This window comes from Mucilaginibacter sp. (assembly GCF_035492695.1).
Classification (GTDB): domain Bacteria; phylum Bacteroidota; class Bacteroidia; order Sphingobacteriales; family Sphingobacteriaceae; genus Mucilaginibacter.
Map to the genome: position 1 here is coordinate 164,843 of NZ_DATJJC010000032.1, position 11,987 is coordinate 176,829.

Annotated in this window: 5 protein-coding genes and 1 tRNA gene; 1 reads left to right on the forward strand and 5 read right to left on the reverse strand. The window is 46.7% G+C overall.

Annotated elements, in window-relative coordinates; genetic code table 11:
- Window positions 1–111: 111 nt before the first annotated feature.
- The 4 genes from VL525_RS19735 to VL525_RS19750 form a co-directional block, all read right to left on the reverse strand.
- Window positions 112–1,314 (reverse strand): MFS transporter, encoded by a 1,203-nt coding sequence (locus tag VL525_RS19735; RefSeq protein WP_325388880.1) that lies wholly within the window; start codon window positions 1,312–1,314, stop codon window positions 112–114.
- Between the two features lie 699 nt (window positions 1,315–2,013).
- Window positions 2,014–8,100 carry a PKD-like domain-containing protein gene (locus VL525_RS19740; protein ID WP_325388882.1) on the reverse strand — a complete coding sequence of 2,029 codons (6,087 nt, stop codon included), beginning with the start codon at window positions 8,098–8,100 and terminating at the stop codon, window positions 2,014–2,016.
- A 248-nt stretch (window positions 8,101–8,348) separates the two neighbouring features.
- The gene (locus VL525_RS19745) at window positions 8,349–8,828 is read right to left on the reverse strand and encodes an OmpA family protein (RefSeq protein ID WP_325388884.1); all 480 of its coding nucleotides are present in this window, start codon (window positions 8,826–8,828) and stop codon (window positions 8,349–8,351) included.
- Between the two features lie 46 nt (window positions 8,829–8,874).
- A complete protein-coding gene (locus tag VL525_RS19750) occupies window positions 8,875–10,395 on the reverse strand; it encodes a hypothetical protein (protein ID WP_325388886.1) in 1,521 nt (506 codons plus the stop codon).
- Between the two features lie 180 nt (window positions 10,396–10,575).
- On the opposite strand from VL525_RS19750, the gene VL525_RS19755 reads away from it, so the two are divergent.
- Window positions 10,576–10,649 (forward strand) — tRNA-Ala (locus VL525_RS19755).
- 59 nt (window positions 10,650–10,708) lie between these two features.
- Here the strand turns inward: VL525_RS19755 and pstS are convergent.
- A complete protein-coding gene (gene pstS / locus VL525_RS19760; protein ID WP_325388888.1) occupies window positions 10,709–11,818 on the reverse strand; it encodes a phosphate ABC transporter substrate-binding protein PstS in 1,110 nt (369 codons plus the stop codon).
- Window positions 11,819–11,987: the final 169 nt, after the last annotated feature.

An 11,987-nucleotide genomic window follows, 5' to 3' on the forward strand; every position in this document is an offset into this window, starting at 1 on the left:
CACTTCTGCAAATGCCTGACAGCGAAAATGAAAGATTAATTTTTATACCGTTTTATAAAATGGTATCGCATCAAAAAGCCTGCTTGCGAATTCCAGGAAGTAGATACTTAACTATACACCTTGTCGTACCCGGTGTATAGTTTTCTGGTTAAGCAGGTGAAAGATAACGGCAAGGGCCGACAATAATATTCCCACAATGCATACACCGGTCCATTTGTAATAGTCCCACGCAAAGCTGGTAATGTACGTGCCCAGGCTGCCACCTATAAAATAAGTTACCATATATACGGTATTGATACGATTGCGGGCCTCGGGCTTCAGGGAAAAAATAAGCGACTGGTTAGAAATGTGTGTAGCCTGCACTCCCATGTCGAGAACGATAACACCGATAATGAGCCCGATCATGCTATATCCTGAAAGCATAAAGACCACAAAGGAAATAACGATCAGTAATAAAGTGAAAGTAGATAGTTTGTAGGCATCCATCCTGTCACTAAGTCGGCCCATAACGCCCGCAGCAAGGGCTCCCGCTGCTCCAAAAAGTCCGAACAATCCTGTTATATCGCTGCCTTTGCCAAAATTATCATGCATTAATGCAGCCAATGACGTCCAAAATGCCATAAAGCACGCAAAACACAGCGCCCCCCGTAGCGAAGCAATACGCAATGCCGGCTCCTCCTTAATAAGAGTGATCAATGAGTGCATTAACGACCCGTATTTACCTTTATATTCAGGCTCAACCTCGGGCAGCATAAAAAACAGCATTATCCAGATCACCACCATTACCCCGGCTGCGATAAAAAACATAGCCTCCCATCCAAAATATTTTCCAACTATTCCGCTCAGGGTCCGCGACAAAAGGATGCCTATCAGTAAACCGCTCATTACAAAACCTATCTTTCTGCCACGCTCTGCCGGCTTTGCCAGGTGTGCTGTCATTGGCACCAGTAATTGCGGAACCAATGAAAATACCCCCACCAGGAAGCTCGCAAGGATAAGCATATTAACGTTTGGCGCTATCGCCGCACCCAGCAACGCTACAATAGCCAGCGAGAGGCAAAGCATGATCAAACGTTTACGCCTGATCATATCCGCCAACGGTGCCAGAAACAACATACCTGCAGCATATCCCAGTTGGGTTACAGTTGCCACCTCCTCGATCTTTGATATACTAACGTTGTACGACTTTGCCATCAATACCAGTAGTGGCTGATTATAATAAAGATTTGCCACTATAAGACCGGTCGCAATGGCCATTACCCATAAAAGTGAATTGGTAAGTTCGGGATGCACGGGTTTCGGTGGATGCGACATGGGCGACATTGGAATTTCTGCCGCAAAAATGCAAAAAGAGTATGGATAAGGATGTTTGGTTTAAGTAATATTTTATGCGTTATTTTCCTCGAAAAACCGCCAAACGACCTATTTTTCAAATAATTGTGCGAAAATCAGGTTATTTTATAAGAAATGATCCAAAAATCAAGTTTCAGACTATAAATTTTAAATAAAAAAGCTTAATAAATAATGTTTTTAGTAAATATTAAGTAAATATTTTCTTTGTTTATATAAATAAAAGAAGTTTTATTTGGTTAAAATCAATTATTAATAAATAAAATAGTGTTTTATAAAGCAAATCGCATAAATTTTATTCATTTTTTAAAAAAAATTATAAAAAACTATTGCTTTTTAGATTTTTTTTATACCTTTACATCATAAACGCCAGCGATTGGCGACCAAACAATCAAAAATTGAAAGTTTTACAATGTATTGGTTGTTTATTTAATGTAAATTCAATGTTAAATGATGTTCTGTGAAATGGTGACAATAAAATTACAAATGTAGATTCTACATTTTAATAAATAGTGTTACCTTTACACCAGAAATTTTTAGATAGTCTTCTCATAATTTAGGTTTATAATTGGTTAGTAAAGGCCCCTGCCCATCAGGGGCTTTACTGTTTTTATAAGGTCCGTCCAACCTGAAATTTCCAAAAAAACTAATGATTAATTAAGGTCAACGTACCACCGTTACATAGCCTGAGATGGTGTGCAGACCCGAGAATTTAGGATCGATGATGTAGTAATATACACCATAAGGCACCTGTTGATTTTTAAAAGTACCATCCCAGGCTGTTCCATATCCTATCGAGTGAAATACCTTTTGGCCATACCGGTCAAATACATCCACACTGGCTTGCTGATAAGCAACCAGGCCCTGTATGTTCCATTGGTCATTCACCCCATCACCATTCGGCGTGAAAGTATTCGGAATAACGATCTCCGGCGATACAACGATGTTTACAAAATCCTGGGCAACGCATCCGCGCGAATCGGTGACTATCACAGAATACAAACGATCAACACTCCCGGTTACCTCGGGGTTCTTAACAGTCGTACTGCTTATATCGATATTGGGCGACCATACATAGGTGACATTTTCATCGCTTACCGTTGGTTTAAGGGTGACCGTATGACCTTTTAATACATACACCGTGCCGCCGGCATTGACCGTAGGTGGCGGCAATATATTGATGGTCATATTATCCGATGGAATATAACACTGGCCAGGAGCATTGGCAGTAAGCGTAAGCACAACTGATCCGGCGGCAATATCAGCCGCACTTGGAATATAACTCGCGTTCAACTGGGAAGCTGAAGGAATAAATGTTCCCGTTCCTGAACTACTCCAAACGCCCCCGCCCGGTATGGTTATTTGTCCGTCCAGGCTGGCACCGCCTTGTGAGCAAATATCCTGATTGGGTCCGGCGGTTACAGCAGACAGCAACTGGAACCTGACTGTCATTGACGACGTAGATATGGCACAACCATCCGTACTGTTAGTGGCTAAGGTAAGCGTTACCGAGCCCGCCTGCACATCCTGTGCTGAAGCCACGTAAGTGCCATCCAGCACATTCGGCCCAGCCGGAAATGTACCCGTTCCGCTGGTTGACCACACACCCGTTGTTACAGTGCCCCCGGTAACTGCCCCGTGCAATTGAACAGTTGTATTTATTGGGCAAAGTGTTTGGTCGGGCCCCGCATCCGCCGTCGAAGGTTGATCGACAACCACATTTACAGTGCCTGATGGACTTGTACAGCCATTAACTGTTACATACAATGTATATAGGCCTGCATTTGCCAAAGTTACATTTGATATAGTGGGATTTTGCCGGTTCGAACTAAATCCATTCGGGCCGGTCCAGGAATAAGTAGCATTGGCCACCAGATCGGTGCGCAAACCGAGCGACCCGTTAATGCAAAGCGGGGAATTTGCCGTTGCCACCGGCGCCGCTGGTGTAGGGTTTACCGTAACCGTATAATTGAACGGCAACCCGGCACAGCCGTTGTTTATCGGCGTGATAACATAAATCACATCTACAGGCGTGCTTCCCGGGTTAATTAATGTCTCAGTAATTGTCGATGAGGTTTGTCCGTTAACTGCCGGATTGCTTATGCCGGCTACGGCAGCCCGGCTCCAGCTAAAAGTTGCAGTGGGAAAATCAGATGTGATAGTATAATTCTGCGCAGTACCATTACATATCGCGCCCGTTGCGGCGCTGGTAATAACCGGCGATTTAAAGGTAATGGTCATTGGAGAAACCGAAACATTACAGTCGTCCTTACTGGTGGATGCCAGCGTAAGTTTTACCGAGCCTGCTGCCACGTCAGCGGCCGAAGGCAGGTACAAAGCGTTGAGCACATTCGGCGCAGGCGAGAAGGTACCTGTCCCGGCGGTTGACCAGATACCAGTGGTAGTACCGCCTGTAACAGATCCCGCAAGCTGCACCGAAGCTGCCGTTGTACAGATGGTTTGATCGGGCCCTGCATTAGCTACAGGCGGTGGATTGATTACCACCGGCACAGTGTTAACGGTTACGCTATTACAGCCGTTTATAGTTATAAATAAGCTGTATACGCCTGCATTCGCGGCTGTGGCGTTCGGAATGGTCGGATTTTGCAGGTTCGAATTGAACCCGTTCGGCCCCGACCAATTATAGGTTGCTTTAGAAACTATGGGGCTTTGCAGGTTGATCGTACTACCTATGCAAATTGGCGAATTGACATTCGCCACCGGTGTCGGTACGGCTGGATTTACCGTTACCGTATATTTAAACTGCGTACCCGGGCAGCCATTTGCCACAGGTACAATCAGATAAATAACCTTTACAGGCGCATTCGTAGTATTGATCAAAGCCTCGGTGATAGAAGATGAGGTTTGCCCCGAAACCGCGGGATTACTTATCCCTGCAACTGCAGCACGCCCCCAACTATAGGTAGCCGTTGGTACATTCGATGTGATATCATACGACTGCGGATCGCCGCTGCATGCTACGTCGGCTGCAGAACTGTTAACCACAACAGACGGATTGACTGTCACAGTAAGGTTAAACGTCAATCCGGTACACCCGCCCGATGAATAGGTAATGACATATACCACATCAACCGGCTGGTCCGTTGTATTAAATAAATTCTCGCGTATGGTTGTTGCCCTTTGGCCCGAAATAGCGGCATTGCTTATTCCCGCCACTACTGCACGGCTCCAGCTAAAGCTTACACCGGGCGAATTGAATGTAATATCATAATTTATGGCAGTCTCGTCGCACACAGCTACAGCGGAAGCACTGGTAACAACCGGTGCCGGGTTTACGGTAACTACGTAATTGAATGGCGTTCCGGGGCAACCGTTTGCATCGGGTGTTATCACATAGGTTACATTTATTGGGCTGGTACTTGTATTGATAAGCGTTTCAGTTATATCAGTGCTTGTCTGGCCGGAAACGGCCGGATTGCTGATATTGGCCACAGCAGCCCTGCTCCACGTAAAAGTTGCCCCAGGCACATTGGATGTAATGGTATAATTAAGTGCCGAGCCGCTGCATACGTTGCCGGCTGACGCGCTATTTACCACCGGCACCGGGTTTATACCGACATCTACTTTTAACCTGGCGCTTGTGCATGTGCCAACCGCCTCAACGTAAAAGCTCGCCGGCACCGTAAGGGGTGTTGTTGTATAAGCGGCGCTGGCTGATAAAAGATTTCCACCGGTAGCAGCATCGTACCAGCGGTAAGTTCCGGTCGACCCGCTTGCGGTAAGGGTGGCCTGGCTTCCTGAACAAACATTTGTGCCGGCTGCCGTAGGAACAGCAGGGGCCGCGTTAATGGTTACCGTAACCGCCGTCCTGGTGCTGGTCGCTCCGTTCAAGGTAGTTTGCACGTAATAAGTTGTATTGGAAATAAGCGCAGGCGTCTGGAACGAAGACCCCGTAAACAACAGGTTTCCGCCTGTTGGGGCGTCATACCATGCGTAAGTACCTCCCGGCGCTGTTGGCGTCAGAATTGTTGCGTCACCCGAGCAGATACTTGTTCCCGTTATGGTTGGCGCGGCTGGCTGTGGCTTTATGGTGATGACCATCTGGTCTGTTTTCGGGCCGCAGGAGCCCGGCGGATCTGCCGACGTAAGAGTGAGCGTAACCGTTGTTTCACCGGGCGCAGGGGTATATACAGCGTTGAGTTGGTTGGGATTTGAAAAAGAGCCCGCGCCTCCTGACCATATTCCCGTGGATGCTCCTCCCGACACACTTCCTGCCAGGGTTACCGGGGTGCCGAAAGGTACCACCTGGTTCGTGCCGGCCGAAACGACAGCGGTTGGGTCAACGGTAACAGGGAAAGTAAATGAGGTTGCCGGGCATGTCCCGCTTGCCGGTATTGTATTCGTGATATTGTGCGCACCAGGGGTTGAAGCGGCAATGTTTATCTCGCCGGTGGTAGTATTCAAAAATACGATGCCGCCTGACGAACTAAACACCCCGGCGCTTGCTCCGGCAGGAAAGACCGGGAAAGCAGTACCTGAATTCTGGCATAGCGCACCATAAGAAAACTGCGCATTCGGAGAGCTGGTTATAGTTACATCCGCAGTGCTGGTTGTTGGGCAGGTGCCTCCGCCAAAAAACGAGATCGTATATGTTCCTGAAGCACTGGCGGCAAGATTGATCTGACCAGTTGTGGTGCTCACAAACACCAGGCCGCCGGGCGACGCACTGAAAACACCCCCGGCCGGATTGTTGATGGTGGGCGAAGGGTTAGCCCCGGTTTTACAAAACGTGCCCGAAGAGTATTTAAATTGGGGGCTGGGGATTGCTATCATTGATACCGTAACAGATGCTCTCGGGCTAACACAGGTCCCAGCTGCCTGCTCTATATAATAAGTGGTGTTCCTGTTGAGTGCGGGCGTAGTAAAACTGCTGCCCGTAGCCAGCAAATGACCACCGACCGCGGCGTCGTACCAGGAAACAGTACCGGTAGCAGTGGCTGTCAACGTTGTACTTGATCCCGGGCAAATTGATGTGCCACTGGCTGATGGTGCCGCCGGCGGCGGGGTTACTGTTGCTGTAACCGCAGTGCGTGTGCTCGAACACCCATTAGCGGATACGCTTTCAACATAATATGTGGTAGTAGAAACGAGCGGCGGTGTAACATAAGCAGAGCCCGTTACAAGCAGGTTTCCACCTGTAGCGGCATCATACCAGGCATAGTTTCCACTTGGAGTCGTCACAGTCAACGAAGCCATATCGCCCGAACAAACTGTTACTCCGGGCGCTGTTGGCGCTGCCGGTGTTGGCAACATCGTCACGGTAACGGGCGTACGTGTACTTGTGCAGCCGTTAACCGTTGTTTCTACATAATAGGTGGTATTTGCGTTAAGTACAGGCGTGGTAAAAGTAGCATTGTTTGACAATGAACTGCCACCTACCGGTATACTGTACCAGGCGTATGAGCCGGTGGACCCACTTGCGGTAAGTGTAGCTGTATTGCCCGGGCATATTACGATACCCGATGCGGACGGCGGCTGAGGAGCAGGTGTTATATTAACGGTTACCGCGACACGCCCGCTGGTACAACCTCCGTTCGATGCCGCAACGTAATAAGTTGCAGGATTGGTTAAAACCGGGGTTGTGTAAGAAGTACCTGTGGCAAGCAGGGTACCTCCTACAGCCGCACTATACCAGTTATAAGTTCCGCCCGGGCCTGTCGGCGTTAGTACGGCGCTCGTACCCGAACAGGTAGTAATATCGGCAATAGTCGGGTTGGATGGTACCGGGTTTACAACAACCGTGACAGGCGTACGCGGGCTTGTACAAGTATTTAAAGTTGTTTGTACATAATAGGTTGTGGTTGTATTGAGGACAGGTGTAGTAAAATCGGGACTTGATATCAGCGATGTGCCACCTGTAGGCACATCGAACCAGTCGATAATACCTGCTGAAACGCCGGCGTGGAGGCTTACTACGTTACCTGCACAAATTGTTGCACCCGATGCTGTCGGTGCCTGCGGTGGTGGTGTTACGGTGGCCCTCACCGGAATCGGCGAGCTTACACAACCGGTTGGGCTTGTTACCACGACATAATAAGTAGTAGTGTTAACCAGTGGTGGCGTAGTGAAGCTCGAGCCTGTGCCAAGTACTGTCCCCCCTGCTGCGGATGCATACCACGCATAGGTACCGCCGCCGCCGGCCACTAAGGTTGCCGGGTCGCCTGAACATACTGTCGCGCCAAGGGTGGGTGGTGTACTGGGCAAAGTGACATTTACGGCCGACCGGGAACTTGTACAACCGTTTAAAGTAGTTTCAACATAAAACGTTGTAGGTGTGCTGATGGGCGGCGTCACATAAGTCGCGCCGGTTGCTAAAAAATTACCCCCTACAGCCGCATCATACCATTGGTACGTGCCGCCCGGGGCAGTTGCAGTTAACGTTGCCGGACTATTGGGGCATACAACTACATCCTTTACGGTTGGCGCATTAGGCGCCGTGGCGGATACAATAGAGATGCTTTGCTTTACGGCCTGGCACCCTGCTGTTTGATCTTTAACAGTTACCGTATATGTGCCGGGTTTATTAACACTTATCGAAGTAGTTGTTTCGCCTGTGCTCCAAACAAATGTATATGGAGCGGTTCCTGCGGAAGCCGATGCTGTAAGCACCACACTACTGCCAGAACAGATTGCCGGTCCTGATGAAGATATGCTCACTTTAAGCGTACACTGACCATACCCGCGAATAGCTGCAAACATTAGCAGGAATACGAGTAAACTGTTCTTCATAGATGTCAATAGTCGTGCTATTATGAAATACAGGCAACCAGGCGGATAGAGTTGCCACAAATTTCGTTTAAAATTAAAAAAAAATCGGCAAATGAAATAAGAGCCAGAGGTTTTAACGAAATAGTGCCCAATTTGGTTGAGGTTTATTAACAATAATTAATCTCCAAAAAACACTGCGACTCAATTCATTATAATAAAAAAACCCGCTTAAGCGGGTAAATAAAAGGATTGCCGGAAAAGCAACGTCTTTAGCGCGCAAAGTTCATTTCAGCACGCCTGTTTTTCTGGCGGCCCTCCGAAGTTTTGTTGGAAGCAATTGGATGTGTTTCACCAAATTCGGTTGTGGCAATACGGGTAGAATCACACCCTTTGCCAACGAGGTAGTCCCTGACGGCCTTGGCCCGTCGTTCTGACAGTTTCCAATTGTATACATATTCGCCGATGTTGTCGGCGTAGCCGCTTATTTTGATCGACGCATTATTGTCGATCATTAATTTGGCAATCTTATCCAATTCTGACGTGCAGGCTTTTGGTACGCCTTCCTTATCGAAGCCAAATTCGACATTTTTCAACTTCATTGCAGCAAGTTCCGTTGAGGACAATTTTGCCGGGTAGTAGGTTTTGTTTTTGATCTTTTTGATTGCCCTGTTCGCATTGGCTGAAAATGCGAACAAGCCGGTCGCTCCCGCAAGGATGAGCGCAACAAGGGTGTTACGATTTGATCTCATGACGTTAAATATTAGTTTTATATTCCAGTTATTTACAAAAACATTCTTAATCGATCTGCTTGACAGCAAACAGGTCGTTTAATCTTTCGGCTAATGTTTGTGCATTTGCCCTGCGGGTCAGTCGGGCATTGTATCGGTTGTTGCTAATTACTAAAACGGTTAACGGTATTAATAGTCCGGCAAATACCGCTATGGCGTAGATCCAAAACGAGTTCTCTGCGACATATTCGATATTGGTTTCAGGTTTATCCAGTACCACAATCCGTTGTGCGGATGTTGCTGAAAAGGCCTTTTGTTGAGGTTTTTGTGCGGCAGCAGGTGTTACATGGATTGCCGCATATTGTTTTTTCTCAACGGTTATCTCTTTTATAATATCATCCAGGGAATCTTTTTTTGCATTTAAAAGAGTCGGGTTGCCATGGTTTTCGGCAACAGCTTCAGGTGAATGTTGCTGACGCAAAAAGGTGATGTTATCTACTATTTCGCTTTGCAGGAACATCATCTTATTATCGAAAGTGTCCAACCTTATCTTATTCTGTTCAGGATTTGCAAGAGCACGCTGTTTCCGCAATTGCATCGCGTTATACGTGGTGAGCTCTTTCTTTAATTCCATATCATAAATCTCATCTATGTAAGGCACCTGCACAAACTGGTCAACCGGCTTCCTCATATAAGGCATTATCGCTTTGAACACATCCATCTGTATAGCATCGTAGGCGTGCATCTGCTCTGAATCAATGACAGGTTTTTGCTGCTTCGGCGTCAATAAGGACACCTGGTGACGCAGACGGGCTGCTTTTTCGCGCAGCATGGTTATGTTTTTGGCAATTCTTTCGGCATCTGCACTTTGGCTCTCCGGCGCGTTTGTTTTGATTTCCTGCTGTTCTTTCTTTTTAACTGGCGGAATATTATGTTTCGTGCCGCTATATAACTTTAATAATTTATTAACCAGCGCAGCGCTTTTCTTCGGGGTGCCGGAAGCAGCACTCACAGAAAGCACCTTTCCGTCGTCTTCCTCCTTAACCTGCAGGCTGTTATAATAACGGTCGATCAACTCGACGGGATCATGCAGTCGAAAAAGGAATAATGCATCCTGGTATGCCGTACCGGCACTATGCGTTATTTTGAATGTACCATAAAATGTCTTCGACGGCTTGTTAAACTCCTCGTAAGCTATGGTGTCGCCGTGCGTCAGTGTAAATGTGTTGGGACTGGCGGTCTTGAAAGTTAAAGTAATATCATCGTCAATTGTATTGAACTGGCTGAACTGAATTTTCACCGGCAACGAATCTCCGTTTATTTCCTGATCCTGATTTCCGGTATTGTAATAGCTTATCCTGTAACCTAACCGGTCAAGCGCTTTTTGCAGCAAAGGCTTAGATTTAATATCAGCTATGGCCTCGTCGGCTGAAATTCCGTTCAGTTCGATCTTTGCTGTCGCTTTATATTGCGGGTGGTGATTGCTTGTGTAACTGTAAGCAATAAAAAGAAAAACCGGCAAACACAGGAACAGGCCATACTTTTTAAGCGCCGTTAAAGTTTTTTGACCAGTTGCCGAAGGGATCATAGTTTTTCCGGGGTTGAAATAACAACAATTTCTGTTTTAATTAATTACGAACGCTATTTACATATACGTTACAATCGCACCCATCAGATTGTTTACGGAATTAAAAAAATTAACTTACTCCCATTTGATACAATAATATTTTCAAGGTAAAATCTTTTTATTAGCTTTGCCGTCCATTACGGGGGATTAGCTCAGCTGGCTAGAGCGTTTGCATGGCATGCAAGAGGTCATCGGTTCGACTCCGATATTCTCCACAAACAAAAAGGCTTTTAGAGATCGTTCTAAAAGCCTTTTTTACTATGTCCTCCTGTTTTTATTGCAATATTGGTTTTCCATCGTAAGTGGCTGATTTTAAAATATTTTCGGCTACTTTGACAGCGCTTTCCGAAAGCCTTGCATAGTTTAAAGGTTCACACTCTTTTTGCCCTTCGTGAATGTTCCACCACAACAGTTCCAATAATTCCTTCGCTTTTTGCGCCGGACGGTTGTCATATTTTTGCTCCTTATAGATAAGCGCCCATGTAAAGCTGCTTATCGGGTAGCCATCGGGATTGGTTGTATTGGTCAGCGAAACCTTAGCATCGGCGGGCAAGTTGATATTACTTGAGGCCGTTATTGAGGAAAGATCGGGTGTAATAAATTTACCCGACTGGTTTTGAACCTGCGCCACCGGCATCTTGTTCTGTATGGCGTAAGCCAATTCGACATAGCCAATTGCCCCCGGTGTTTGTTTTATCAAACCGGTTACACCTTCGTTCCCTTTACCCCCTAAGCCTGCCGGCCAGCTAACTGCCGTTGCTCTTCCCACTTTTTTATTCCATTCATCGCTAACTTTCGACAGGTAATCGGTCCAGATGAAACTTGTTCCGCTGCCATCAGAACGGTGGATGACCACGATTGTGAGATCAGGCAATTTTGCATCCGGGTTCGCAGTGGCAATTTGCTTGTCATTCCAGTTTGTAATTTTCCCCAGGTATATCGACGCAATTACCTGTGGCGTTATTTTTAGCGATTTGCTTAAACCGGGAATATTGTAAGTGATAACTGCAGCGCCCGAAGCCATTGGAATATGCAGTATGGGAACGCCGATCTTCTGGCTTTGTTCATCATTCAGCGGAGCATCGGAACCGCCAAAATCGACTGTTTTATTTGTTAGTTGCAGTATTCCCCCGCCTGAACCGATGGACTGGTAGTTTACCTTGATGTTGTGCGATTTCTCATACTCGGCAAACATTTTTGAAAATAACGGGTAAACAAACGTACTGCCCGCACCTAATAATCCTGTAGACGAGCCATTGCCGGCGGTTGAGGTGCTGTCGCTCTTCTGGCCGTTACTGCCATTGCCTCCGCACGAGGCAAAAAATAATATACTGCCAATGCTGCACAGGTAAAGTGCGCGAATTAAAAATTTTGACCTGATCATAGTTGTTTTCGATTAGATAAATGAAAATGGTTATTGGAAGATGGCATTGATCCGGGCATGTTCTACCCGGATCTCCAGGAACAAAGTTACCCACTTGTCAGGCCAAAAGTGGCATTAAATTTAAAATTCGTATGTTTGCAATAACCTGTTAAAAAACATTGTCGTTTTT

Coding starts and splice junctions, on each gene's coding strand:
- pstS (WP_325388888.1), bottom strand. CDS start 11,818: ATGATCAGGTCAAAATTTTTAATTCGCGCACTTTACCTGTGCAGCATT.
- VL525_RS19735 (WP_325388880.1), bottom strand. CDS start 1,314: ATGTCGCATCCACCGAAACCCGTGCATCCCGAACTTACCAATTCACTT.
- VL525_RS19740 (WP_325388882.1), bottom strand. CDS start 8,100: ATGAAGAACAGTTTACTCGTATTCCTGCTAATGTTTGCAGCTATTCGC.
- VL525_RS19750 (WP_325388886.1), bottom strand. CDS start 10,395: ATGATCCCTTCGGCAACTGGTCAAAAAACTTTAACGGCGCTTAAAAAG.
- VL525_RS19745 (WP_325388884.1), bottom strand. CDS start 8,828: ATGAGATCAAATCGTAACACCCTTGTTGCGCTCATCCTTGCGGGAGCG.